20 protein-coding genes are annotated in these 24,786 nt (G+C 66.8%); 8 read left to right on the plus strand and 12 right to left on the minus strand.

Features of this window, described 5'->3' with window-relative positions; genetic code table 11:
- Nucleotides 1-78 precede the first annotated feature (78 nt).
- From A9974_RS04065 to A9974_RS04075, 3 genes are all read left to right on the plus strand, one after another.
- Nucleotides 79-1,032: a LysR family transcriptional regulator gene (locus A9974_RS04065; RefSeq protein ID WP_183002872.1), complete on the plus strand. Its 954-nt coding sequence runs from the start codon at nt 79-81 to the stop codon at nt 1,030-1,032.
- 306 nt (nt 1,033-1,338) lie between these two features.
- Nucleotides 1,339-2,532, plus strand: coding sequence for a fumarylacetoacetate hydrolase family protein (locus A9974_RS04070; RefSeq protein WP_183002873.1), 1,194 nt, complete (start codon nt 1,339-1,341; stop codon nt 2,530-2,532).
- A gap of 460 nt (nt 2,533-2,992) precedes the next feature.
- Complete coding sequence (locus tag A9974_RS04075; RefSeq protein WP_255467998.1) at nt 2,993-5,161, plus strand: mechanosensitive ion channel family protein; 2,169 nt, start codon at nt 2,993-2,995, stop codon at nt 5,159-5,161.
- 441 nt (nt 5,162-5,602) lie between these two features.
- On the opposite strand, the gene A9974_RS04080 is transcribed toward A9974_RS04075, so the two are convergent.
- Both A9974_RS04080 and argH read right to left on the minus strand, forming a co-directional pair.
- The gene (locus tag A9974_RS04080; RefSeq protein WP_183002874.1) at nt 5,603-7,627 is read right to left on the minus strand and encodes a PEP/pyruvate-binding domain-containing protein; all 2,025 of its coding nucleotides are present in this window, start codon (nt 7,625-7,627) and stop codon (nt 5,603-5,605) included.
- Nucleotides 7,628-7,788: 161 nt separating this feature from the next.
- The gene (gene argH / locus A9974_RS04085; RefSeq protein WP_183002875.1) at nt 7,789-9,210 is read right to left on the minus strand and encodes an argininosuccinate lyase; all 1,422 of its coding nucleotides are present in this window, start codon (nt 9,208-9,210) and stop codon (nt 7,789-7,791) included.
- A 258-nt stretch (nt 9,211-9,468) separates the two neighbouring features.
- Here argH and A9974_RS04090 point away from each other — a divergent pair, with 258 nt between their 5' ends.
- The 3 genes from A9974_RS04090 (at nt 9,469) to A9974_RS04100 (ending at nt 13,484) form a co-directional block, all read left to right on the plus strand.
- Nucleotides 9,469-10,797 carry a mechanosensitive ion channel family protein gene (locus A9974_RS04090; protein ID WP_370539568.1) on the plus strand — a complete coding sequence of 443 codons (1,329 nt, stop codon included), beginning with the start codon at nt 9,469-9,471 and terminating at the stop codon, nt 10,795-10,797.
- 149 nt (nt 10,798-10,946) lie between these two features.
- Nucleotides 10,947-13,013, plus strand: a complete 2,067-nt coding sequence (locus A9974_RS04095) for an NAD(+) synthase (protein WP_183002877.1) — start codon at nt 10,947-10,949, stop codon at nt 13,011-13,013.
- 132 nt (nt 13,014-13,145) lie between these two features.
- A complete protein-coding gene (locus tag A9974_RS04100) occupies nt 13,146-13,484 on the plus strand; it encodes a P-II family nitrogen regulator (RefSeq protein ID WP_006386376.1) in 339 nt (112 codons plus the stop codon).
- A 248-nt stretch (nt 13,485-13,732) separates the two neighbouring features.
- Here the strand turns inward: A9974_RS04100 and gspF are convergent, their stop codons facing one another.
- Nucleotides 13,733-14,938, minus strand: a complete 1,206-nt coding sequence (gspF, locus tag A9974_RS04105; protein WP_183002878.1) for a type II secretion system inner membrane protein GspF — start codon at nt 14,936-14,938, stop codon at nt 13,733-13,735.
- Between the two features lie 173 nt (nt 14,939-15,111).
- Between gspF and gspD the strand changes: the two genes are divergently transcribed.
- Both gspD and gspE read left to right on the plus strand, forming a co-directional pair.
- The gene (gene gspD, locus A9974_RS04110) at nt 15,112-17,496 is read left to right on the plus strand and encodes a type II secretion system secretin GspD (RefSeq protein ID WP_183002879.1); all 2,385 of its coding nucleotides are present in this window, start codon (nt 15,112-15,114) and stop codon (nt 17,494-17,496) included.
- Nucleotides 17,493-18,920 carry a type II secretion system ATPase GspE gene (gene gspE / locus A9974_RS04115; RefSeq protein ID WP_183002880.1) on the plus strand — a complete coding sequence of 476 codons (1,428 nt, stop codon included), beginning with the start codon at nt 17,493-17,495 and terminating at the stop codon, nt 18,918-18,920. Before gspD ends, gspE begins: the two co-directional genes overlap by 4 nt.
- Nucleotides 18,921-18,967: 47 nt before the next feature.
- Here the strand turns inward: gspE and gspN are convergent, their stop codons facing one another.
- The 9 genes from gspN to A9974_RS04160 all read right to left on the minus strand — a co-directional run bounded on the left by gspN (nt 18,968) and on the right by A9974_RS04160 (nt 24,637).
- Nucleotides 18,968-19,723, minus strand: coding sequence for a type II secretion system protein N (gene gspN / locus A9974_RS04120; protein WP_183002881.1), 756 nt, complete (start codon nt 19,721-19,723; stop codon nt 18,968-18,970).
- Nucleotides 19,723-20,310, minus strand: a complete 588-nt coding sequence (gspM, locus tag A9974_RS04125) for a type II secretion system protein GspM (RefSeq protein ID WP_183002882.1) — start codon at nt 20,308-20,310, stop codon at nt 19,723-19,725. The genes gspN and gspM overlap by 1 nt, the downstream gene beginning before the upstream one ends.
- A complete protein-coding gene (gspL, locus tag A9974_RS04130; protein WP_183002883.1) occupies nt 20,307-21,299 on the minus strand; it encodes a type II secretion system protein GspL in 993 nt (330 codons plus the stop codon). Before gspL ends, gspM begins: the two co-directional genes overlap by 4 nt.
- Nucleotides 21,296-22,240 (minus strand): type II secretion system minor pseudopilin GspK, encoded by a 945-nt coding sequence (gspK, locus tag A9974_RS04135; RefSeq protein WP_183002884.1) that lies wholly within the window; start codon nt 22,238-22,240, stop codon nt 21,296-21,298. Before gspK ends, gspL begins: the two co-directional genes overlap by 4 nt.
- Nucleotides 22,237-22,851: a type II secretion system protein GspJ gene (locus A9974_RS04140; protein ID WP_183002885.1), complete on the minus strand. Its 615-nt coding sequence runs from the start codon at nt 22,849-22,851 to the stop codon at nt 22,237-22,239. Before A9974_RS04140 ends, gspK begins: the two co-directional genes overlap by 4 nt.
- Complete coding sequence (gspI, locus tag A9974_RS04145; RefSeq protein ID WP_183002886.1) at nt 22,848-23,240, minus strand: type II secretion system minor pseudopilin GspI; 393 nt, start codon at nt 23,238-23,240, stop codon at nt 22,848-22,850. Before gspI ends, A9974_RS04140 begins: the two co-directional genes overlap by 4 nt.
- Nucleotides 23,227-23,715: a type II secretion system minor pseudopilin GspH gene (gene gspH / locus A9974_RS04150; protein WP_183002887.1), complete on the minus strand. Its 489-nt coding sequence runs from the start codon at nt 23,713-23,715 to the stop codon at nt 23,227-23,229. Before gspH ends, gspI begins: the two co-directional genes overlap by 14 nt.
- A complete protein-coding gene (gspG, locus tag A9974_RS04155; RefSeq protein ID WP_183002888.1) occupies nt 23,687-24,115 on the minus strand; it encodes a type II secretion system major pseudopilin GspG in 429 nt (142 codons plus the stop codon). The genes gspH and gspG overlap by 29 nt, the downstream gene beginning before the upstream one ends.
- 75 nt (nt 24,116-24,190) lie before the next feature.
- Nucleotides 24,191-24,637: a general secretion pathway protein GspC gene (locus A9974_RS04160; protein WP_183002889.1), complete on the minus strand. Its 447-nt coding sequence runs from the start codon at nt 24,635-24,637 to the stop codon at nt 24,191-24,193.
- Nucleotides 24,638-24,786 lie beyond the last annotated feature (149 nt).

The raw sequence follows: 24,786 nt of genomic DNA on the forward strand, positions 1-24,786 counted from the left end.
ACGCATCGTAGATTTTCCACGGGTATAGTAAAAATAGATATTCCTGATCCATCGATAACGAACCTTGATCGCCTTCTCATGGCCCACAGTCTGCTCGAATCCCAGGACGTGTTCAGGCGCCTGCGCTTGAAGAGCCAGCAAGTGATGTTGCTGGATGCCCTGGAAAAGCACGGCAACTTGCATCGGGCCGCCAAGGCCATCCACGTCACGCAGCCTGCCGCCACCAATTTGCTGCGTCAGCTGGAGGATGGTCTCGGCGTGCTGCTCTTCGTTCGCCACGCGCGCGGCCTGTCGCCCACGGCGTTCGGGGAAACGATGATCCGTTACGCGCGCGGCATCCTCCATAACTTCGACCATGCGCGCGAGGAGATGGCGGCCTTCGCTGAAGGCGCGACCGGCCTGGTTCGCATGGGGAGCGTCAGCGGCGCGGTTCCGTCGTTGCTGGTGCCGGCCGTGGCTCGCTGCAAGCTTGCGTTCCCCCGATTGCGAATATCCTTGCTGGTGGATACCAGCGACCTGCTGCTTCCCATGTTGCTGCGAGATGATCTGGACGTGGTCCTTGGTCGCCTTCCCGACCATTTCGTCGACGAGGACCTGGACGTGCAATTGCTGGGCGGCGAGCCCATGAGCATCGTCGCGCGCCCCGGCCATCCGTTGGCGACCAAGCGCCGCCTGGCCTTGAGCCACCTCCGGGATTGCGCCTGGGTACTGCACCCCACTGGTAGCCCGATGCGCAGGCGCGTGGATCAGGCGCTGATGGATGCTGGTCTGGTCCATGCGCCCGACGTTGTCGAATCCGCGTCGATTCTCGTGGTCACAGCTCTCCTGGAGAAAAGCGATATGGTTTCGGTGCTGCCATCGGCGGTGGCGCAACACTACGCGCGCTTTCGTATGCTGAAGATACTTCCCGTCGCGTTGCCGTTGTCGATGCCGCCTCTGGGAATCATTACTCGCAAGCGCAACAGCCATTCGCCTGCATTGAAGAATGTGCTGGAGTTGCTGTGCAGGGAGACCGTGCTCGCGCCTGCCTAGTGCTGGACAGGTGCGAAGTCAGGCGTTGAGGGTCTCAACCTCTTCCATCTCCTTGCTGGATTCACCGGCGAACTCAGCGCTGACTTTCAACGATGGCTCGCGGCTCTGGCACTTGCGGCGCCAGGGTGAAACTCTAGGCATCTCACACGATCAGTAATCGTTATCGAACAATCAAGAATAGTTATTTCTCGAGTGATTTCGGGCACATTATGATGAATCATCCGTGGAATTCTTTGCTGCCTTTTCCACGCTGCACTGTCATCATGCGCGGGACGCATTCCACATTACCTATGCCAAGGACTAGCGATGCCTGCTTCCAATACCCGATCCCGTCCTGAATGGACACCCGACGACGGCTTCAAGGGGGCGCTGGTGGGACGAGTCTGGAGTCCCTCTGCCGGACCTGGCGGCGGACCCTGCGTGGTGGCGCTACGCAAGGATGGCGTATTCGATTTGAGCGGGACGGTCGCCACAATGAGCGGTTTGCTCGAGATGGAGGATCCCGTCGGACTGGTACGTTCGACAGCTGGTCGGCGTCTGTGCGGTGTCAGCGATCTGAGCGCCGAAGATGCTCCTGATAGCATCCATTTACTGGCTCCCTGCGATCTACAGGTCATCAAGGCTGCTGGCGTAACCTTCGCCGCCAGTATGCTGGAGCGCGTAATTGAAGAACAAACCCGGGGCGATCCGGCTCGCGCCGAAACAGTACGTCGATGGGTGATGAAACAGCTCGGCGGTTCGCTCGCCAGCATCAAGCCGGGCACGGCCAAGGCTCGGGAACTCAAGGAGTTGCTTATCAGCCAGGGGGTGTGGTCGCAATACCTGGAAGTGGGTATCGGCCCCGACGCCGAAATCTTCACCAAGGCACCAGTGCTGTCGGCCGTCGGGTTTGGGGCGGAGGTTGGTATTCATCCCAGTTCTAAATGGAACAATCCAGAACCGGAAGTCGTGCTGGCAGTAAACAGCCGAGGTTGTGTGCTCGGCGCGGCGCTGGGCAACGACATTAATCTTCGGGATTTCGAGGGTCGCAGCGCATTGTTGCTGGGCAAGGCCAAGGACAACAACGCTTCCTGCGCGATTGGCCCCTTCATCCGCCTATTCGATCAGAGTTTTACGCTGGACGACTTGTACAGACTGACTGTTTTGCTGGAGGTCCGTGGCGTAGACGGATTTGTATTGCGCGATCAAAGCTCTCTCGCACATATCAGTCGCGACCCGCTCGATCTGGTCCGCCAGACCAGCGGGGAATATCACCAGTACCCAGACGGTTTCATGCTGTTTCTGGGTACCTTGTTCGCGCCTACAAAGGATCGTGACGAACCTGGCGGCGGCTTCACTCATCATCAGGGCGACGAAGTCTGCATCGCCAATGATCGGCTTGGCAAGCTGATCAATACCGTTAACCGTTGCGACCACATCCGCCCTTGGACGTTCGGGCTGAGCCAATTGATGGCGAACCTTGCGGCTCGCGGCCTGCTGGGAGTGGCCAAGGAAGAATAGGTCGCCGGGAGCCCTCTTGCTACGGCCTTGGTATGCAGAGCGTGGCCATCCGTCATTGCCAGTTGGCTACCAGTATCGGGTTCAGCGCTGCCGTGTAGTTCTGCGACTGTGCGGTAACACTGCTTGGCGTCGGCGTGCTAATGGCCATTGCATTTACCATGTTGTCGACCTTGCCGTCCAAGAGGCTGCGCCCCGCCAGCCGTCCACCGTCACCCGGTTCTACGTGCCAAGGACGCTGACCTCCTGGTCATCGCCTCACGCAGGAACGAAAGCTGATTGAAGCTGACACTCGAGAAGATGGTTGTGTCAACATGCGAGGGTTCGATTCTGTCTCGATGATGCGGTCCTGCCCAGAGGTAATCCCTCCACAAAGCCGCCATGCCGACTCAAACCAAACCTTGCGTACCACGTGGGACTCCTCTAAAACAACATACCCGTATCTCCTATCAGGGAAGCGATCTTGCGAGCTGTAACCTTGCCTTTTTTTCGCCTGTGCCTGCCTTTGATAGTTTTTGTGTTGAGCCTGGGTTTAGCCCCTGCCGCGTCAGCCGCGCTTCCCGGCCTGATCGGATCGAGCGCCAGCAAGCCGGTTGACGACGTGCGACTCAACCAGTCCCTGGACCAAGTTATCCAGACGCTGGAAAACGAAAAGCAACGCACGGATCTTCTGATTCAGCTGAAGCAGCTGCGCGATGCGACCCAAAGGAATCCGGAAAACGAGAAAGGCGGAATCCTCGCCCTCATCCGGGACACCGCCGAAAACCTGGAAAAGCGCCTGGACGGCCCTGAGGGCCCACTGACCCGCTGGGCCATGTTGTACCGACGGGCGCGTGCCGAGTTCGACACCGGCATGCCCGCATGGCACGAGTGGCCCACGCTGGTTGCCGATTTTTTGCTCGTCATGGCGATCTGGGCCGGCTTGGCGGCGGTCCTGCGCTGGCTGGGCCGACACTTCAAGCAGCTACAGCCCCCGGCGGACGCTTCGCCCAGCCACTCGCGACCTCGTCAACTACTGTGGCTGGCCGCGCGGAGGTTGGCGCCCTGGGTCATCGCCTTCGTGATCACGCTCTATCTTTCCGTTATGGCGCCAGATTCTCTGGGCCAACTCGGGGCTCTCGTGCTCGCCTACGTCTTGCTGGCTGGTGCGCTGTTCTCGTCGCTCTGCCTGATCGCGTTGACCCTGCTTGACGGCCCGCACCGCAGGCAGGCGCTGGACATCCTGCTCCGGCGGGCTGCTGTCCCGCTTTGGCTGGTCGGCAGCCTGGCCGCTCTAGGTGACGCCCTGCACGATCCGGAAGTGACGAGCGTGTTCGGGCAGGACGTGGCACAGTTCGCCGGGCTGTTTGCCAACGTGGCCGCAGCCACGTTGAGCGCGTTGTTCATCCTGCGGTTTCGTCGGCCAGTTTCCCACTTGATCCGCAACCAACCTAGGGAGCGCCGCGCCAATGGTCAAGGGCTGCATAAACTGCTGCGACTAGTGGGATCGCTATGGTTCATCCCATTTCTGATCCTGGTAGGCATATCGCTGCTCACCACTCTCGCCACTGCCGACGACAGCGACCAAGTCATACGCCGGGCCTTATTGTGCGCTTTGGTGGCGATCGCCGGGATGGCTGTCAGCGGCGTCATCCGTCGCGCTTATTTGCACTCCAGCCGCGGCAGGAATCGGCGTACCGCTTACCTGGGGCAGCTCAGGTACTTCGGCTACACCCTGCTTTGGTTTGGCAACCTGTTGGTGTTCCTGGAAATCGGCGCGCGCGTGCTGGGCCTTTCGCTGCTCGGTTTCATGGAAAGCAGCGAATCGCAAATTGGCCCAAAAATGGTGAGCATCGTGGGCATCCTGCTGACAGCCTGGCTGGTCTGGATTCTGACGGATACCGCGCTGCAGCACAGCTTCGGCACAGGTGGAAAGAACCGTGTCAACGTTCGCGCGCTGACCATGTTGCCGCTGATTCGGAACGTGTTGTTCATCACTATCTTTGTGATTGCTTCAATCGTCGCACTAGCCAATATGGGCATGAATGTCACGCCGCTGTTGGCCGGGGCCGGCGTCATCGGCTTGGCCATTGGCTTTGGCGCACAATCGTTGGTGGCCGACCTGATTACGGGCCTATTCATCATCATCGAAAATTCCCTGACGATCGACGATTACGTAGACGTGGGAAATCACCTTGGCACGGTCGAAGGCCTGACCATACGTACGGTACGCCTGCGAGACCTGGATGGCGTCGTACACACTATTCCGTTCAGTGCGATCAAGACCATCAAGAATTACTCTCGCGAGTTCGGCTACGCCATGTTCCGCTGGCCGGTACCGGCCGCCATGCCGATCGACGATGCTGTTGTATTGGTGCGTGACGTTGCGATGGAGTTGCGAACAGACTCGACGATCTATCCCTTCCTATGGTCCCCCATAGAACTGCAAGGAGTGGAAAGTTTCGACAGCGGCCAGGCCATACTTCGCTTCCGCTTCAAGACGGCGCCGCTGCGGCAATGGGAAGTCCAGCGCGCCTTCAACCTATGCTTGCGACGCCGGTTGGACAAGGCAGGGCTGGAACCATCCATGCCGCGCATGAATGTGCAACTATCGAGAGCGTGTTCGCCCAAGGCCGCGAAGCCGGGGGCATGACTGTGGGAGCCAATGCAATCTTGACCACCAAGGGATGAGGACAAAAATTTGGATTGCCAGGAGCTAGTTCATGTTCGTACGAAGACCGAATCCGACCCGTTGAGCTTTACATCAGGCTGGGCAAGCGAGTCAGGCCCACCATCAGACAGCTGGGTTACCGAGACGTTCGGGATTTGACGGTAAACCTGACGGGACGTGCCCCCGCACCTTTGGCAAGCCGCAAGACGATGCCAAAAAGCAGGAAGAAGGATTTATCGCCGCGCTGGCGGATGTGGTGTCAGGCACAGTGCGATGCGGCTTTCTCTCCCAACGCGCTTATGTGGCTCCTAGTCCACGCGGCCAAGCTCCTGCAACGTGGCCTGAAAATGAGCTAACCTACTGCCCCATATACGGTTTCAGACCTTGCGCGTTGGGCACGAAAGACTTGACGCCGGCACTTTTTTATCGGCGTCCGTCTACGTATGGCCGGGATTGCAGGATAACGAGCTGGTCGCCCACCACGGCCCATTCGATGTCCTGGTCCACGCCGCCCAGCCGCTGCTTGATCTGCCGTCCCACGGCGGCCAGCCGGGCCACCAGCGCGTCGTTCAGCACCTGGCGCGTGTCGGTCAGTGCCACTTCGCGCACGCCGCCGGCGGCGTCGGCCACCAGTTGCGTGTCTTCGGCGGATTTGCTGAGCACCTGCACTGCCTTGGACCAGCTGGAATACATCACCTGTTCGGCCTGGCGCTTGCCTTCGACCACCTTGATGCCCAGGCCGCGCTTGGCCGAGATATAGGTCACGTAGCGCCGGCTGGCGTCAAACGGATCGCGCGTGATCATCACGCCCGAGCTGTCGGACGGCGCGGCCCGCTGCACCAGCACGGCCATCACCACCGCGTCCTGGCCGATACCGGCGGCGCGGCGCGCCTCGTAGGCCTCGAAGTTGTAGACCGACGCCCATACGGTCAGCACGGCCTGCGTCAATGCGTCGGCCTGCACCACGTTGGGCACGGTGGTATACAGCCCGGCGCCGCTGAAGCCTGGCAAGTCTTCGGAATTGGACGAGCTGCGCACGAACACGCCGCGGCCCTGCAATTGCTTCTGCCAGCGCGCCTGCCAGGACGCGACCAGCGCCGGGTCGGGATGGGCCTGCTGGATGTCCTGGCGCAGCGCGGCCAGTTCCTGGCGGCGCACGGCGGCGTCGGTCTTGAAGTCGGCGCGCTGTTCCAGCGCCGCCACGCGCTGGGCGACGCCCAGCTGCTGCATGAACGCGGCGTACTGTGCGAACGGAATGCAGAAGCCGTCCGGCACGCTGGCGGCCGGGGGCAGGGCGGATTTCAGGGCGCCAAGGTTGGCGGCCTTGACGCCGCAATGGCGGCTGTCACGCACGGCCAGGGCGTCCAGCGGCTTGAGCGCCTGCACGGTTAGATCGGGCTTGGGCAGCAGCGCCTGCGCCTTGGGCGGCGGGGTGCCGGACGACGGGGTGGCGGGGCGCTCGGCCGGCTGCACCTGGTAATCGTTGCCGGTAACGGTCAGCGTCACCCACTGGCCGTCGTACTGGCGCAGCGTCTTGGCCGCGTCGCGCACGTAGGCGTTGGGCACGCCCCAGCCCTTGGCCAGCAGGTTGACGTGCGACAGCAGCGTGGACGGCCGCTGCGTGATCAGCCCGGCCACGGGCGGCAGCCAGATCGGCACCTCGTCCAGCACCACGATGTCGTCGCGCGCCAGGTCGGGGGTGTTGTCCACCGAGGTCACGATACGCAGGCGGCCCCGGGCCTGGCCGGGATTCAGCGGCAGGAAGGGCTGCTCGCGCAGCAAGGCCTCCTGCGTCACCGATTTCACGCCGGCGTTCTTGGCGGTCTGTTCATGCAGCGTGGAATTGGTCTTGAACTGGATCGGCGCGTAGAAGCTCTGGGTGACCGTGCCGTCCGCCAGTTTCAGCAGCTCGGGCGTCAGGCGGTCGCCTTCCCAGAATTCGTAGGTGTAGCCGGGCAGGTCGCGTTGCCAGCTGAGCGTGCCGAACAGCAGGCGCCGGTTCGGGTCCTTGTACTGCGCGATCAGCGCGGCCTTGTCCTTGCCGGGCAAGAGCTTGCGTTCGCGCGCAAAGGTCTCGTGCAGGCCGTAGCGCGGCGTGTCCAGGTAATAGATGCGGTTGCCGCGCTGGCGATCGATGACGAACAGCACGTGCGGCATTTCCAGCGGCGTGCCGGCGTTGTAGACGCGGGCCAGTTGCTGGAATTCGGCCTGGGTCTGGATCTTGGCCAGGAAGGCCGGCCCGCCCCGGCGCGCGTCCTCGGCCTTGCGCGCCTCGATTTCTTCGGGCGTCGGCGGACGCAGATTCTCGTAGGGCGACGGCTTGCGCGCGGTCTGCGCATGGGCCTGCTGGCCGGCGGCCAAGGCCAGCAGGCAGGCGCCAGCCAGCAGGGACAGGCGCAAGCGGGAGGGTGCGAACGGCGTGGCAGCAGGCGAGCGCGAGGCGGGCATGGGGCGAAATAAGGGCCGGAAAGCGACCATGATAACGAACCTGGAAGGGGGCCGCCGATGCTTGGGATGCGAGCGCCACGCCGATATGCGTTAACCGGTCTTCAATGAGAAACGGCTCCGGAATGCCGGAGCCGTTTTGCCATGCAGGCGCAGCAGGGGGCTTATTCTGCCGCGGTTTCCTGCAGAACGCGGCGGGCTTCTTCGGCCACGCGCTCGGGGGCGGTGCCGCCCACGTGCTTGCGGGCCGCGACGGAGCCTTCCAGGGTCAGGACCTGGTGGACGTCGTCGCCGATCTGGGCGTGATAGGCCTTGAGTTCGGCCAGCGACAGGTCGGCCAGGTCGCAGCCGCGCTGTTCGCAGTCGCGCACGGCGTGGGCGACCACTTCGTGGGCGTCGCGGAAGGGCACGCCGCGCTTGACCAGGTAGTCGGCCAGGTCGGTGGCGGTGGCGAAGCCTTGCAGGGCGGCGGCGCGCATGTTGTCGGCCTTGACCTTGATGCCGGCGGCCATGTCCGCGAAGATGGTCAGCGTGTCGCGCACGGTATCGACCGTGTCGAACAGGCCTTCCTTGTCTTCCTGGTTGTCCTTGTTGTAGGCCAGGGGCTGGCCTTTCATCAGGGTGAGCAGGGCGACCAGGTTGCCGTTGACGCGGCCGGTTTTGCCGCGGGCCAGTTCGGGCACGTCGGGGTTCTTCTTTTGCGGCATGATCGAGCTGCCGGTGCAGAAGCGGTCGGCCAGGTCGATGAAGCCCACGCGCGGGCTCATCCAGAGCACCAGCTCTTCGGACAGGCGCGAGACGTGCGTCATGATCAGCGCGCCGGCGGCGCAGAATTCGATGGCGAAGTCGCGGTCGGACACGGCGTCGAGCGAGTTGCGGCACACGCCGTCAAAGCCCAGCGTCTTGGCGACGCGTTCGCGGTCGATCGGGAACGACGTGCCGGCCAGCGCGGCGGCGCCCAGCGGCAGGCGGTTGACGCGGCGGCGGCAGTCGGCCAGGCGCTCGGCGTCGCGGCCGAACATTTCGGCGTAGGCCAACAGGTGGTGGCCGAACGTGACGGGTTGGGCCACTTGCAGGTGGGTGAAGCCCGGCATGATGGTGCTGGCGTTGTCCAGCGCGACCGTGGCCAGCGCGTGGCGCAATTGGCGCAGCAGATCGAGCAGGGTGTCGATTTCGCCGCGCAGCCACAGGCGGATGTCGGTGGCGACCTGATCGTTGCGCGAACGGCCGGTGTGCAGGCGCTTGCCCGCGTCGCCGACCAGCTCGACCAGGCGTTTTTCGATGTTCAGGTGGACGTCTTCCAGGTCAAGCAGCCACTGGAAGCTGCCGGCCTCGATTTCAGACAGGATCTGGGTCATGCCGCGCTGGATGTCGGCCAGGTCCTGGGCGCCGATGATGCCCTGGGCGGCCAGCATGTCCGCATGCGCGAGCGAGCCTTGAATGTCGACGCGCGCCAGGCGTTTGTCGAAATCCACGGACGCCGTATAGCGTTTGACGAGTTCGGAAACCGGTTCCGAGAACCGGGCGGACCAGGCCTGCGCCTTGTTGGCGAACTGGTTTTGATCGGGGGAGGGAGTGTTTGCCATGATGGCCCGGATTATAGGGCCTGCCATGGGGGCCTGACGAATCCGGACTTGCCGGGGCCGGGTTGGCCGCAGCGGCCGGGCGGGCCGTTGTCTCGGCGGTGAACGGGCCACGGTAGCGCCTGGAAACTTTGCCGCCGCGCCACTTGTCGGATAATTCAGGGTCGCATCCGCGCGCCGCCGGGGCGTATCCTGGCGGCAGCGGCATGGCCGGTTCGCCCCGCGCCGCCGTCAACCTTAAACAAAGAGAGCACACGATCTATGCCCATGGAATGGGAACAGCTGGCCACCGAGCTTGACACCTATATGCCGCATCAGGCCTGGGCCCAGACGCTGGTCGGCATCGGCGTCCTGATCCTGACGGCGCTTTTCGTCCAGTGGGTGGTCGCGCGGGTCGTGCTGCTGCTGGCCCACCGGCTGCTGGTGGTGAGCGGCCACGAAGACTGGGACAAGGCGCTGCAACGCCGCCGCGCGTACCAGAACCTCTGGTATGCGGTGCCGTTCGCGGTGGTGTCGATCGGCATCGACCTGGTGCCGCACGTGGAAAAAGCGGCCACGCTGGTGGGCCGCCTGGCGCACGCTGGCGCCTGGATCTGCGTGTTCGTGGCGTTTTCCGGCGTCCTGAGCGCCTGGCAGGACACCTATTCGGCGACCACGCGGGCACAGACCCGGTCCATCAAGGGCTACATCCAGATCAGCAAGCTGATCCTGATGGCGGTTTGCACCGTTTTGGTGCTTTCCATCCTGATCGACCGGTCGCCGCTATGGATGATCTCGGGCCTGGGCGCGCTGTCGGCAGTGCTGCTGTTGGTGTTCAAGGACACCTTGCTGTCGCTGGTGGCCAGCACGCAGCTCACCAGCAACGACATGCTGCGCATCGGCGACTGGATCGAGATGCCGCAGTCCAACGCCGATGGCTTCGTCAAGGATATCGCTCTGCATACGGTCAAAGTGCAGAACTGGGACAACACCGTCACCACGGTGCCGACCTACAAGCTGTTCTCGGAAAGCTACCGCAACTACCGCCACATGTTCGAGTCGGGCGGCCGGCGTATCAAGCGCACGCTGCGCATCGATGCCAGCAGCGTGCGCTTCCTGACCGACGAAGAAGCCCAGCGGCTGATGCGTTTTCGCCTGCTGCACGACTACCTGCGGGTCAAGACCCACGACATCGCCCAGGCCAACCAGACCATGGGCGAACTGGCCAGCGTGCCGGCCAACCGCCGCCGCCTGACCAATATCGGCACGTTCCGGGCCTATGGCCTGGCCTTCCTGAAGCAGAACGCCGAGGTCCGCCAGGACATGGCGATGATGGTGCGCATGATGGAGCCCACCGCCGACGGGATCCCGGTCGAGGTCTATTGCTTCACCGCGGTCACCGCCTGGGTCGAATACGAACGCATCCAGGGCGACATCTTCGACCATCTGCTGGCGATCCTGCCGGAACTGGGCCTGCGCCTGTACCAGCAGCCGTCCGGCGCCGACATCGGCGCCATGGGCAGCTATCTGCGCGACGGCGCGGTCCAGGCCGCGCTGGCGGCGGAAGGGGGCCGCCAGGGACCGGACCGGCTGGCGCCGCCGGCCGGTTGATCCTTGCAACGGATGGCCAAGCCCGGGATACGCCTTGCTTGTGCAGCGCAACCCCGCGGATGCGCCTTGCGTCCGTAGGGGAATCGCCCCGCTGGCCCGGGGACGCCGTGAGATAATCGCCACTTGGATTCCTAGGCGATAGAAACCCGATGTCGAACCCGTTCTTCAACCTGTATTCCCACGGTTTCGCCCGCGTGGCGGTGGGCGTGCCCGAATGCCGGGTCGCGGACCCGGCCTTCAATGCCGCGCAGACCATCGCGCTGGCGCAGCAGGCCGCCCAGGGCGGCGCCGTGCTGGTGGCATTCCCTGAACTGGGCCTATCGGCCTATACCTGCGACGACCTGTTCCACCAGAAGGCCCTGCTGGACGCCTGCGAGGCGGCGCTGGGCCAGGTGGCCGCGGCCACGGCCGAACTCGATATCGCCCTGATCGTCGGGGCGCCGCTGCGGGTGGCGCACCAGCTGTACAACTGCGCGGTGGTGCTGGCCGGCGGCCGCATCCTGGGCGTGGTGCCCAAGAGCTACCTGCCGAATTACGGCGAATTCTACGAAGCGCGCCAGTTCAGCGCGGCCGATTGCGCCGCCGTGACCGACATCCCGCTGCTGGGCCAGACCGTGCCGTTCGGCGCCGAGCTCCTGTTCCAGATGGAAAAGCTGCCGCTGTTCCAGTTCCATGTCGAGATCTGCGAAGACGTCTGGGTGCCGATTCCGCCGTCCTCGTTCGCGGCGCTGGCGGGCGCGACGGTGCTGGTGAACCTGTCGGCCTCCAACATCGTGGTGGGCAAGTCCGAATACCGCCACCAGCTGGTGGCGCAGCAGTCGGCGCGCTGCCTGTCGGCGTACATGTACACGTCGGCCGGGCGCGGCGAATCGTCGACCGACCTGGCCTGGGACGGCCAGGCGCTGATCTACGAAAACGGCGAACTGCTCGGCGAATCCGAGCGTTTCCTGGCGGAATCGCACCTGTTGTTTTCCGACGTGGACCTGGATCGCCTGTCGCGCGAACGCATGCGGCAGACGACCTTCGGCCAGTCGGTGCGGCGTCACCAGGACGAGGTGCGTAAGTTCCGCAGCGTGCCGGTGCCGGTCGATCCCCCGCTGGAAGACACCGAGCTGCCGCTGGAACGGCGCGTGGCGCGCTTTCCGTATGTGCCGGCCGACGCGCAGCGCCGCGACGCCCGCTGCAAGGAGGTCTACAACATCCAGGTGCAGGCGCTGGCGCAGCGGCTGTCCGCCAGCGGCATGTCCAAGGTGGTGATCGGCATTTCGGGCGGGCTGGATTCGACGCACGCGCTGCTGGTCTGCGCCCAGGCGATGGATGCGCTGGGCCTGCCGCGGTCCAACATCCTGGCGATCACCATGCCGGGCTTCGCCACCAGTACCCGCACGTTGCAGCAGGCGCGCCAGCTGATGGCGGTGGTGGGTTGCACCGCCTCCGAGATCGATATCCGTCCCAGCTGCCTGCAGATGCTGAAGGATCTGGGGCACCCGTACGCCGACGGCAAGCCGGTCTACGACATCACGTTCGAGAACGTGCAGGCGGGCGAGCGCACCAATCATCTGTTCCGCATCGCCAATTTCAATAACGCGATCGTGATCGGCACGGGCGACCTGAGCGAGCTGGCGCTGGGCTGGTGCACGTACGGGGTGGGCGACCACATGTCGCACTACAGCGTCAACGCCAGCGTGCCCAAGACGCTGATCACGCACCTGGTGCGCTGGGTGGCCGAATCCGGCCGCCTGGGGCCGGACGGGGCCGCGGTGCTGCTGGACGTGCTGGGCACGGACGTGAGCCCCGAACTGGTACCGGGCGGCGCCGATGGCAAGCCGGGCCAGAGAAGCGAAGACACGATCGGTCCGTACGAGCTGCAGGATTTCAATCTGTACTACACGCTGCGCTACGGTTTTGCGCCGACGAAGGTGGCATTCCTGGCGCTGACAGCATGGCGCGACCGCGATGCGGGGGCCTGGCCGGAAGGCGGCCACGTGGCACGCAACCAGTACGACCTGGCGGCGATCAAGCGCAACCTGAAGATATTCCTGGACCGCTTTTTCCGGCTCAGCCAGTTCAAGCGCACCTGCGTGCCGAACGCGCCGAAGGTGGGCTCGGGCGGGTCGCTGTCGCCGCGTGGCGACTGGCGCGCGCCGAGCGATTCAGAGTCTGTCGTGTGGATGCGGGACGCGGACCGGATTCCGGACGAGGCGCCGGGGAGCTAGGGCGGGCAGCCGACATACGGGCTTGTCCGGGTTCCGGGCCTTGTGGCCGGTGGTATTCTCTTAATCATTGCGCCTTGCCGGCATGCTGCCGGGGCAGGGCGTGGCAACAGATCAAAAACCAGGACGACGAACGTGAAACAAGTCACCGCCATTATCAAACCCTTCAAGCTCGACGAAGTCCGCGAGGCCCTGGCCGAAGTCGGCGTCAGCGGGCTGACCGTGACCGAAGTCAAGGGGTTCGGGCGCCAGAAGGGGCACACCGAGCTTTACCGGGGGGCGGAATACGTGGTGGATTTCCTGCCGAAGATCCGCGTGGAAGTGGTGCTGCCGGATGACCAGGTCGAGGCGGCGATCGAGGCTGTCGTGAAGGCGGCTCGCACGGGCAAGATCGGCGACGGCAAGATTTTCGTTACGCCAGTTGAGCAAGCCATCCGGATTAGAACGGGCGAGAGCGACGAAGAGGCGTTGTGATTTTTTTGTAGGTTGTTGTCTTCGTAGGTCGCCCGGCACGGGCCGCGCACCGCTTGTGCGCGCCAACGATTCAGACTGCTCGTTTCCTTGCGGCACGGTGCGTGCAATGCGCGCACCGGCCGGCCCCTCGCTAGAACAGCCGCCCGCCCGCCGGGCCGCCCCAAGGGCTTGCAGCCCCCTCGGGGGGGGCTGCAAGCGCGCGGAGCGCGCGCGGCGTGGGGGCTTCCTCTTCGGCGTGGGGGCAGCATTCAGCGGATCAGCTGATTCATCTCCAGGATCGGCATCATCACCGCCAGCACGATCAACAGCACGAATCCCCCCATCAGCAGGATCAGCGCGGGCTCCAGCAGCGCGGTCATGGCCATGGCGCGGCGTTCCAGGTCGCGGGAGAGGTTCTGGGCGCCGCGGTCGAGCAGTTCGGGGAGCTGGCCGGTTTTTTCACCGCTGGCGATAAGGTGGACCAGGAGCGAGGGGAAGACTTTCTGGGCGGCCAATGAAGAGGACAGGGCGGCGCCTTCGCGCACGCGGGCGGAGGCTGCGTCGACGGCGGCGCGCAGGACGTCGTTGCCCAGGGTGCGGCGGGCGGCTTCCAGGGCGGTGAGCAGGGCGACGCCGCTGCCGCACAGGATAGCCAGGGTGGATGCGTAGCGGGCGGCGTTGACGCCCAGGACGAAGCGGCCGGCCAGGGGCAGGCGCAGGACGCGGGCGTGCCAGGCGTGGCGGGCGGCGGGCACGCGCAGGGAGTAGCGCCACAGCACGATGACCAGGGCGATGGCGGCGCCGGTGGCCAGGCCCCAGTCGCGCACGTAGTCGGACAGGGACAGCATGATGCGGGTCAACAGCGGCAATTGCTGTTTGGCGTGGCTGAAGGCGGAGACGACCTGGGGCACGACGTAGCCGAGCAGGAAGATGACAATGATGACCGAGACGCAGCCGACGACCGCGGGGTAGATGAACGCGGTCATGACCTTGCTGCGCAAGGTGTTGCGTTCTTCGATGTAGTCGGCGAGCTTTTCCATCACTTGCGCGAGGTCGCCGGATTCTTCGCCGGCGCCGATCAGGGCTCGGTAGATTTCAGGAAAGTCGCGCGGCCTGGCCGCCAGCGCGGCGGACAGGCGGTGGCCGGCGCGCACATCGTCGCGCACGCTTTCGAGCGTGGCGGCGATGTGCTTTTTTTCGGCCTGTTCAAGCGTGGCGCTGAGCGCGGCATCCAGCGGCAGGCGGGCCGCGAGCAGGCTGGCGAGCTGGCGCGTGAGCCAGGCCAGGTCGGCGTCGGACAGGCGCGTGCGCAAGGCCGCGCCCAAGCCCTGGGCGCGGGCGGCGGGGGAGGTGGACAGGGGCAAGAGGCCGCGGCCGCGCAACTGGTTGCGGGCGCCGCGCTCGCTGTCGGCGTCGATCGTGCCCTGCACGATTTTTCCGAGCGCGTCAGTCGCTTCGTAACGAAAGGATGGCATGGTGGGAGGTGGGTCCAGGTGCGCGCCCATAGGCGCGAGAGGCCCGTAAATAAAGGCTTTCCAGCCCGTCACCTTGCCTTTGGATTATGACCGTAGTGTTGCAGTGTCACCCCGTATACTCCGACGCGCTTTCACCTTTTTTTACACGACTTCACGTCTCAGGCACATCCGTCATGCGTCATATCGCGCAATTCAGCCTTGCGGTCTTGCTCGCGGCAAGCCAACTCGGACCCGTGGCCAGCCAGGCCCATGCTCAACAGGCAGACAATCGCGTCAGCCTGAACTTCGTGGACACGGATATTCCCGCCGTGCTGCGTGCGCTGTCGCTGTTCACCAAGCGCAATTTCCTGGTGGACCCTCGCGTGAAGGGCAAGCTCACGCTGGTGTCGGACCGGCCCGTCGACAGCGGCCAGGCCCTGTCGATGCTGACCGGGGCGTTGCGCCTGCAAGGCTTTGCGATCGTTGAAGTGGATGGCGTGACGCGCGTGGTGCCGGAGGCCGACGCCAAGCTGCAGGGCAGCGCGGTGGTGGGCGATCCGCGTCCTGCGGCTCCGGCGGCGTCGGGCGGCGCCGGCAAGGGTTCCGTGCCGGTGTCGGCATTCGCGCGGGGCGGATCGGGCAATAGCGGCGAGATGCTGACGCGGGTGTTTCCGCTGAAGTACGAGAACGCGGCGAACCTGGTGCCGGTGCTGCGGCCGATGGTGCCGCCGAACAATCCGATCAATGCGTACCCGGGCAACAACACGCTGGTGGTGACGGACTACGCGGACAACCTGGACCGCATCGCGGCGGTGATCGCGCGCATCGATGTGCCCAGTTCGATCGACACGGATGTGGTGCCGGTGCGCTCGGGCATCGCATCGGATATCGCGGTGCTGGCCTCGCAGCTGCTGGACACGCAAAGCAGCGACCCCACGCAGCGTATCGCGGTGGTGGCGGACCCGCGCAGCAACAGCGTGCTGGTGCGCGCCGGCAGCCCGGCGCGCACGCGCTTGGCACGCGACCTGATCCTGAAGCTGGACGCGCAGCAGAACCGCGCGGGCAATCTGCACGTGGTGTACATGCGCAACGCGCAGGCCACGCGCATCGCGGAAGTGCTGGGCGGCCTCCTGGCCGGCCAGGCCAACGCCGCGCCGGGCGCGAACCCGGCGGGCGGCAATACGGGCGGTCCGCAAACGGGCGGCAATCGGCCGCAGCAACAAGCGGGTGGCAGCAATGGCAATACCGGCCTGGGGCTGTCCGGATCGACCGGATCGTCCAATTCCTCCAAGGCCGGCATGTCGGGCGACCAGGAACGCATCGCGCGCGACGAAACCGGCAACCAGGCCGTGTCGTACTCGGCGGGCGGCGCCACCATCCAGGCCGATCCGGCCACCAACTCGCTGATCATTTCGGCGCCGGAACCGCTGTACCGCAGCCTGCGCGAAGTGATCGACCAACTTGACCAGCGCCGCGCGCAGGTGCTGGTGGAAAGCCTGATCGTCGAGGTCAGCGAAGACGCGGCGGCCGAGTTCGGCATCCAGTGGATGACCGGCGCGGGCAACATCAACAGCGGCGGCACCAGCTTCATCGGCGGCACCAACCTGGGCGGCAGCGGCCTGTCCGGCAAGGGCCCGACGTCGATCGACGCGCTGGGCGGCGGGTTGAGCCTGGGTGTGGTCAAGGGTACCGTGGACGTGCTGGGCAACAAGGTGATCAACCTGGGCGTGCTGGCGCGCGCCATGCAGAACACCGGCCAGGCCAACATCCTGTCCACGCCGAACCTGCTGACGCTGGACAACCAGTCGGCCAGCATCCTGGTAGGCAAGACGGTGCCGTTCGTGACGGGCCAGTACGTCACCAACGGCGGCAACAACAACAACCCGTTCCAGACCATCGAACGCGAGGACGTGGGCCTGAAGCTGAATATCCGGCCGCAGGTATCCGAAGGCGGTTCGGTCAAGCTGGACATCTACCAGGAAGTCAGCAGCATCGACGAAAGCCGTTCCACGCCCACCACCGGCATCGTGACCAACAAGCGCGCTATCGACACCAGCGTGCTGGTCGATGACGGCGAGATCATCGTGCTGGGCGGGCTGCTGGAAGAGAACGTGACGGTCACGTCCAACAACGTGCCGGGCCTGAGCTCGATTCCGGTGCTGGGCGAGCTGTTCAAGTACGAAAGCCGCAAGCGCACCAAGACCAACCTGATGGTGTTCCTGCGGCCTTACGTGGTGCGCGACGCGAACCGCAGCGCCAGCGTCACGCTGGATCGCTACGACTACATGCGCCGGGCCCAGGCCGCCACGCAGCCGAGCAATCACTGGCTGCTGCCGGACGCGCAGGCACCGATGCTGCCGCCGGCCGGCGCGGGTGCGGGCTCGGTATCCAACAACGTCTACGACGTCCGCGGCGGGCAAACGGCCCAGGCCGCCGGCCGTCCGGCCGCCGCCACCGTGCAGTCGTTCGCGGTGCGGCAGTATCCGGACCTGGTGCAGACCAGCGATCCGTCCGTGCCGATCCGCGTCAGCCGGCCGGTGGCGGCGAGCGTGGCGCGCGACCTGTCGTCGCTGCAATGAGCGCGCATCCCTTGCCCTACGCCTGGGCCCGCGCCCAGCGCGCGGTGCTGTCGCTGCGCACGGGCCACGCGCAGCTGACGGTCAGCCCGCGCACGCCCGAGTGGGCGGTGCGCGAGATCCAGCGCTGCCACGGCGACATCGCGGTGACGCAGGTGGACGACGATGCATTGGAAACGCTGCTGGCGGCGGCCTACAGCCACGCCGAGGACGCGGCATCGGTGATGGGCGTGGCCGAAAACGAAATCGACCTGGACCGCCTGTTGCAGGACATGCCCGAAGTGGCGGACCTGCTGGACGCGCAGGACGATGCGCCCGTGATCCGGATGATCAACGCGCTGTTCGCGCAGGCGGCCCGCGACGGCGCCAGCGATATCCACATCGAGCCGTTCGAGACCCATTCGGTGGTGCGCTACCGGGTCGACGGCACGCTGCGCGACGTGGTGTCGCCGCGCAAGGCGCTGCATGCGGCGCTGATTTCACGCATCAAGATCATGGCGCACCTGGACATCGCCGAAAAGCGCCTGCCGCAAGACGGCCGCATCGCGCTGCGGGTGGGCGGACGGCCGATCGACGTGCGGGTGTCGACCTTGCCGACTGGCCACGGCGAGCGCGCGGTGCTGCGTCTGCTGGACAAGGAAGCCGGCCGGCTGCGCCTGGAAAAGCTGGGTATGGCGCCCGGCGTGCTGGGCCAGCTGGACCGGCTGATCCGCCAGCCGCACGGTATCGTGCTGGTGACCGGCCCCACCGGCAGCGGCAAGACCACCACGCTGTACGCGGCGCTGAGCCGGCTGGACGCAGCCACCAGCAATATCCTGACCGTGGAAGACCCGATCGAATACGACCTGCCGGGCATCAGCCAGACGCAGGTCAACGCCAAAATCGACATGAGCTTCGCGCTGGCGCTGCGGGCCATCCTGCGGCAAGACCCGGACGTGATCATGATCGGTGAAATCCGCGACCTGGAGACGGCGCAGATCGCGGTGCAGGCCTCGCTGACCGGTCACCTGGTGCTGGCGACACTGCACACCAACGACGCGGTGTCCGCCGTGACGCGCCTGACGGACATGGGGGTGGAACCCTTCCTGCTGTCATCATCGCTGCTGGGCGTGCTGGCCCAGCGGCTGGTGCGCAAGCTGTGCCCGGCCTGCAAGAAGCCGGTCATGCAGGACGGCGTGCGGGTGTTCCAGCCGGTGGGCTGCGACGCGTGCAGCCATACCGGCTACAGCGGCCGCTCGGGCATCCACGAGCTGTTCACGGTGGACGACGAGGCCCGCAGGCTGATCCACGAAGGCAGCGACGAACGCGAGCTGCGCCGCGCCGCCAGCGCCGCCGGCATGTTCAGCATGCGCGAGGACGGCGCGCGTTGGGTCGAAAGCGGCGATACGTCGCCCGAAGAGATCTTGCGTGTGACGCGGGACGCATAGGTCCCGCGACTGAAAAGGCGGGGCGCGCGATGCCGCGCCCCGCGTGTCTATTTACCCGTGCCGAACACCACGACATCGTCGCTGCGCCGCCCCAGCGTCGACATCAGGCCGTCGAGCGCGTTGCGGTCGGCCTCGCTGGCCGACGGCGCAAAGGTGGCCTGGCCCTGGAAGCGCACGCCGCGCGGACTGGCCGTGCCTTGGCCCGTGACGGCCAGCGGCCCGCTCTCGGTGGTCAGCGCCAGGGTGGCACCCGATTTGCCGTTGCCGCGGATTTTCAGCAGATAGGTGCCCACCGGCGCTACCCGCGTCAATGCCGTGCCAGCGTCGCGCCAGCGCAGTTCGGCCAGCGGCGCATCGGGCAGCGCGCCACCCAGGCGCAGGGCCTGCCAGGCCACTTCTATCGTGCCTTCGGGCGCCAGCGTGTTCCAGGGCGCGCCCAGCGCGGGCAGCGCCGTGGCCGGCAGGCGCAGCGATTGCGCCGACAGCGTGACGCCGGTCCAGGCCAGGCCGGCGCGCACCGGCCCTTGCAGCCAGGGATGCGATACCTCCAGCGTCAACGACGACCAGCGCCACTGCCAGTGCAGGGCCTGCGGCAGCATGCGGCGCGCGCCGGGCGGACCCAGGGCGATCCAGGCGCTGCCGTTCCACAGGGTGCCGGCGGCGTCGGCCAGCGTCACGGGCGCGTCGTCCGGCAGCAGCGCCAGCAGCCAGCGGGCGGGCAGCACCACGGCCGCGGCGACCACGGCGCAGGCGCCGCAGGCCAGCGCCAGGCCGGTGCGCTTGGGCAGGCGGGGCAGACGCATCAGGAACGCGCCTGACGGGCCGGCAGGCCCAGCGTCACGCTGCCGTTGACCAGTCCCGGCAGCGGCCGGCCATTGGCGTTGGCGGCGCGGGTCAGTTCGACGGCCTTGACGGCCAGGCCCCAATCGCCGGCGGCATTTTCCAGCCAGCGTAGCAGCGCCGACGACGGAATCTCGTTCAGGGACAGCTTGACGCTGTCGCCCTGGCCTGGATGGTCCAGCTGCCAATGATCGGCGGGCAAACCGGCGCGTTCCAGGCTGGCGGTGATGTCCGCCGCGGCGGGCAGGGTGGCGGCGGGCGCGGCGCCCTTGCCGCGCAAGGCCACGGCCTGGGCGGCCACGTCGGCCACCAAAGCGGCCTGGGCGCGCAGCTGGGGCAATTCGTCGCGCAGCTTGCGGGTGGTGTTCAGGGCGGGCTCGATCAGGACGGTGAAGACCACGACCGCGCCCAGCAGCGCCGCCGCGCCGTTGACCAGCCGCCGTTCGCGGGGCGCCAGGGCCTGGTAGCGCTGGCGGGCGCGGTCGGCGGCGGGCGCCAGGGGTTTGCAGACTGTGCGCCAGGCGGCGTGGAGGCGTTCGATGGGCTTCATGGTTGCTTGCGCGTGATGCGCCAGGTGTTGTCGGTATCGCCGCGTTCCAGCTTCAGGCCTTGCGCCGCGGCCTGCTGAATCAGGGCGGGGGTTTCCGCGACGCGCTGGGCGTCGGGGCCGGCGTCGGCCAGTTGCAGGGTCAACGCCTGGTCGGCGTAGGTGAGCCGCGCGACCTTGTCGGCGGCAAAGGGCAGGGTCTGCGCGGCGGCGCGGGCCAGCGGCAGGAAATCGCCCGCGCTGGCGGCGCCCCGGTTGTTGCGCAGCGCGTCCAGGCCCTGCTGCGCCTGCCGGGCCGGGTCCAGCACGACGGGGATATCGGGAAACGCCGCTAGCACCTGCCGGCGCATGCCGTCGCGCAGTGACTGAGCCTCGCCGCGCAACTGGGCCGCGTGCAGGTTCAGGCCGCCGATCCAGACCACCGCGGCGACTGCGCCCCAGCGCCAGACCGGACGCCAACGCGACACGCGGGCGGGCGCCAGTTGCGGCATGGCCAGCGACCAGGACGGCGACGGGGCCTGCCAGCGCGAATCGCCGGGATCGCGCAGCGGCGCGGCGTCATGTGGGGCCAGCGTCTGCGGCGCAATCAGGGCGTGGGCGCGCAGGCCTTGCGCGTTCAGCAGGCTCCAGGCGCGGCGCACGGGTTCGCGTGGGGCCCAGGCCAGCGCCACCGAGCCGTCCGCGGCGCGCGGACCATGGCCGATCGCCAGGTCGTCCAGGTCGCTCAGCACCAGCGGTTCCAGCGCGCTGAGCACGGCCGCGCCGAAGCGGGCGCGGGCCACGGCGGGTACCTGCACCGTGGCGGCGATGACGTCGTCCGGATGCAGCACGGCTTCGCAGGCGGCCTGCGGATAGGCCTGGCCCAGGGCCTGCAGCGTCAACTCGCCCTGGCGCGCGCAGCGCCCGCGGCGGTCGAACCACGCATGGGGCACTAGCGAGCCGGGGCCCAGCTCGGCCAACGGGGGCAGCGCGATGCGCAAGGAATTCTTCACGGGTTTTCTCTCGTCCAGATAGTGTCGGGCGCGGCGGGCGGGGCGCTGCGTATCAGCGCCTGCATCGCCACCCGGGCCCGTTCATAAACGACCACGCCGCCGGCCATGAACCAGCCGCTGGCGGTGGTGACGGCCGGCGCGGGGCTCTTGACGCCGGTGGCGGCCAGCCGGTTGGCGAAGTCGCCGCTGTTGTTGAACCAGTTGCCGCGGTCGCGTTCGCCGGTCAGCGAGCGCGCCTGGCTGAGCGACAGCCCCGGCACCAACGCGGCGATGACCTCCGGCGGCGCGGTGTTGACGTTGACGCTGGTGGCCAGCGGCAGCACCGTCATCGTGCGGCGCAGCTCGTGGCGCGCGGGCGGTTCCAGGCCCAGCAGCGCGGCCACGTCGTCGATCCCGCGCGGCAGCGGCGCCCGCGCATCCGGTGTCTGGCCGCCCTGCGCCGGCGTGGGCGCGTCGGCCGGCTGCGCCGGCGGCTGGCTGGCGGCGATGATCTCGACCATGCGCGCGGCCAGCGTGTCGGGCAGGCGCAGGCCGGCCAGCAGGCGCCGCAGCACCTGTTCCTGCTCGGGCTGGGGCACGCCGTGGCTGGCCAGGTTGCTCAGGTTGTATTTGCCCTGTTCGTCCTGGATCTGGCCGGAGAACACCGCGACCCGGTCATCGCCAGGACGCTCGATGCGGGTGTCCAGCACCGGCGTGGCCCAGATCTGGTCGCCGCGCGTGGTGGATTCGCGCTTGCCGTGGTCGCGGATCACCAGGCGGGCCCAGTCGATGCCGCCAGCCAGCATCATGCGGGCCTGCACCCGCGCCATTTCGTTTTCGACGCGGCGCACGCTGGCGGTCTGGCGCTGGAACAGGCTGGTGGTCAGCGCCGCGACGATGGCGACGATGATCAGCGCGCTGATGACCGCGGCGCCGCGTTCCCGTGAGCGGGCCGGTTTCATTGCAGCTCCAGGATGCGGCTGTAGCGCCGCGCGTCGCCGGCGGCGCCGCGTTCCAGCGTGATCTCGATGCCGGTGGGCGTGGCGGAAAACGGCGAGCGCGTGTCCATCCAGCCCGCGCCGGGCACCCAGCCGCGCAGCGCCAGCGCGCGCACGCCGGGCAGGAGCAGCACGCCGTCGCCGGCGGCTGGCAGCGGGCTTTGCTCGGTTGACGGGCCGCTGGTGCGCCACAGGCCGTCCTTGCGCACCGTCCATTGCACGCGCTGCCAGCGGCCGCTGCCGTCCGGGTCGGGTCGCAGGATTTCCAGCGTCTGCGCGCCGGCGGCGCCGGGCAAGAGGCGGATGCCGCTGATGAAGACGCGGGCATCGATGCCGGGTGCCGAGAACGACGGGCCGTTGTAGGCCAGCTCGGCGTCGCGGCCGATCTGCCCCAGGGTGCGCACGATGGCGTCGGTGTCTTCGGCCTGCTGGTCGATCCAGTCCCGCGCGCTGGACACGCTTTCCAGGCCCCGCCAGGCCATCAGGCTGACCAGCGCCATCAGCGCCAGGGCCACCAGCACTTCGATGAGGGTGAAGCCCGCCTCGGCGCGAGCGGGAGCAGGGCGCAGCGTCATCGCAGGCTCGACAGCAGGCCGTCCAGCTGCAGCAGGGTCGATCCGTCGGCGTTGTCGCGGACCTTGACCGACACCTGGCGGAAGCTGCGGTTGAGCGAATTGGTGAACTCCAGGTCGCAGCGCAGCGCCAGGCCGCCCTGCGGGCAGGGCACGGTCTGCGAGCCGGCGCGCGGCAGCGTCTGCTCCAGCCGCAGCTGGGTCAGCGCATTCTGCGCGGCCAGCAGCGCCAGGGTCTTGTCCTGCAGCGCGCGGTTGTTGGCGGCCATGACACCGGTGGCGCGCAGGGCGGCGCCCATCGCCACGGCGATGATGGCCAGCGCCACCAGCACTTCGATCAAGGTGAAGCCGCGCTGGCGCTGACGTAAAGGCGGAAATTCAGCGGATGTCATAGTGTCCGGCGGCGTCGCGCGACAGCGTCACGAACGATTCGCCCGCGCGCAATTGCACGCTGAACGGATCGGCCACCCATTCGGTGTTGAAAACCAGCGGGCGGTTGGGGTCCAGCCGCAGTTGCACCGGACCGGCCAGCCAGGCCCTTGGGCGCAAGGCGTCGTCGCGTTCCAGCTTGTCCACCGGCAAGGACGTCTCGTCCTGCGTGGTGGGCGACTGCGAGCGGCCCTGGCGCTCGAACGACCAGCCGCCGCCGGCGGGCAGCCAGCGTATCGGCCGGCCGTCGCTGCGGGCTTCGCTTTGCGCCACGGTAAAGGCGTCGGCCAGGCGCCGCGCATCTTCGCGCAGCGGGTCCGGTCCCTTGCCGACGGACAGGCTGACCATGCCGGCGGCGATGGCGACGATCACCAGCACCACCAGGACTTCGACTAGCGTGAAGCCGCGTTCAGAGTTCCCACGAACCGATGTCGGCATCGCCGCCTTCTCCCCCGGGCTTGTTGTCGGCGCCGAACGAGAACACATCGATATCGCCTTTGACGCCAGGGCTCAGGTATTGATAGGGGTGACCCCAGGGATCGTTGGGCAACTTGTCCAGGTAGCCGCGCCAGTTGGAGGCGCCTTCGGGCTTTTCCACAAGCGCCCGCAAGCCTTGCGCGGTGGTGGGGTAGCGGCCGTTGTCCAGCCGGTACAGCTTGAGCGCCTGCATGATGCCGCCGATGTCCTGCCGCGCCGCCACCTGGCGGGCCTGGTCCGGACGGTCGAGCACGCGTGGAACGATCAGGGCCGCCAGGATCCCCATGATCACGATGACCACCATGATCTCGATCAGGGTGAAACCTTGCTGGCGGGCAGGCCCACGCAATGACTGACGCACTTTACAACTCCGCTCTTTCAGTAGAAGCGAAGGATTGTGGACATGAAATATGACAGCAATGTGAGGCGCGCCGGATCATTGCGCCGCGCTGGCGATGCCGCCCGCGGGGGCCGGGAATGCGGGCGCGGCCAGGCGGCTGGCGCGGCCACCTTGTTCGACCGTGACAGCGTCCACGCCGATGTCCTTGAGCAGGATGCCGGGCGCCACTTCGTCGCCGACGCGCCAGGCGATGGGCGGACCGCCGTCCACGCTGAACACGGCCGCGCCGTCCGCGCCGGCCGCGATCACGCCCAGCACGCTGATCTGCGTGCGCAGCACTTCATCGCGTCCGAACCACAACGCGACCGGCGTGTTGTCGGCGGCGCGCGGCGCGGGCGCGGACAGGGCGGCGGGCAGGGGGCCGGGACCCGGGGCGAGCAGCACGGCGCCCCATACGCCCAAGCCGGCGGCCACCGCCAGCACGGCCAGGAGGCGAAGCGCGGTGGGCGCCGCGGGCGGGGACAAGCGTAGAGACAAAGGCATGGAGGGCAAGACGAAAGGCGCGCGTGGCCGATAACCGGCCTGGACACGCAAACAGGACTGCGCCCGACTATAGCGGCCGTTCATGACAGGTCGGCGACGGTGGCCGGTAAATACTTTCAAATTGCAAACACCGTGCTGTCATCAACCTT

It is taken from the genome of Achromobacter sp. UMC71, assembly GCF_014170305.1.
In the GTDB taxonomy this organism is placed as follows: Bacteria; Pseudomonadota; Gammaproteobacteria; order Burkholderiales; family Burkholderiaceae_B; genus Achromobacter.

Bases quoted from the DNA above. Each gene is read 5' to 3' on its own strand.
- A9974_RS04065 (WP_183002872.1), top strand. From the start codon at position 79: ATGGCCCACAGTCTGCTCGAATCCCAGGACGTGTTCAGGCGCCTGCGC.
- A9974_RS04070 (WP_183002873.1), top strand. From the start codon at position 1,339: ATGCCTGCTTCCAATACCCGATCCCGTCCTGAATGGACACCCGACGAC.
- A9974_RS04080 (WP_183002874.1), bottom strand. From the start codon at position 7,627: ATGCCCGCCTCGCGCTCGCCTGCTGCCACGCCGTTCGCACCCTCCCGC.
- argH (WP_183002875.1), bottom strand. From the start codon at position 9,210: ATGGCAAACACTCCCTCCCCCGATCAAAACCAGTTCGCCAACAAGGCG.
- A9974_RS04090 (WP_370539568.1), top strand. From the start codon at position 9,469: ATGCCCATGGAATGGGAACAGCTGGCCACCGAGCTTGACACCTATATG.
- A9974_RS04095 (WP_183002877.1), top strand. From the start codon at position 10,947: ATGTCGAACCCGTTCTTCAACCTGTATTCCCACGGTTTCGCCCGCGTG.
- gspF (WP_183002878.1), bottom strand. From the start codon at position 14,938: ATGCCATCCTTTCGTTACGAAGCGACTGACGCGCTCGGAAAAATCGTG.
- gspD (WP_183002879.1), top strand. From the start codon at position 15,112: ATGCGTCATATCGCGCAATTCAGCCTTGCGGTCTTGCTCGCGGCAAGC.
- gspE (WP_183002880.1), top strand. From the start codon at position 17,493: ATGAGCGCGCATCCCTTGCCCTACGCCTGGGCCCGCGCCCAGCGCGCG.
- gspN (WP_183002881.1), bottom strand. From the start codon at position 19,723: ATGCGTCTGCCCCGCCTGCCCAAGCGCACCGGCCTGGCGCTGGCCTGC.
- gspM (WP_183002882.1), bottom strand. From the start codon at position 20,310: ATGAAGCCCATCGAACGCCTCCACGCCGCCTGGCGCACAGTCTGCAAA.
- gspK (WP_183002884.1), bottom strand. From the start codon at position 22,240: ATGAAACCGGCCCGCTCACGGGAACGCGGCGCCGCGGTCATCAGCGCG.
- A9974_RS04140 (WP_183002885.1), bottom strand. From the start codon at position 22,851: ATGACGCTGCGCCCTGCTCCCGCTCGCGCCGAGGCGGGCTTCACCCTC.
- gspI (WP_183002886.1), bottom strand. From the start codon at position 23,240: ATGACATCCGCTGAATTTCCGCCTTTACGTCAGCGCCAGCGCGGCTTC.
- gspH (WP_183002887.1), bottom strand. From the start codon at position 23,715: ATGCCGACATCGGTTCGTGGGAACTCTGAACGCGGCTTCACGCTAGTC.
- A9974_RS04160 (WP_183002889.1), bottom strand. From the start codon at position 24,637: ATGCCTTTGTCTCTACGCTTGTCCCCGCCCGCGGCGCCCACCGCGCTT.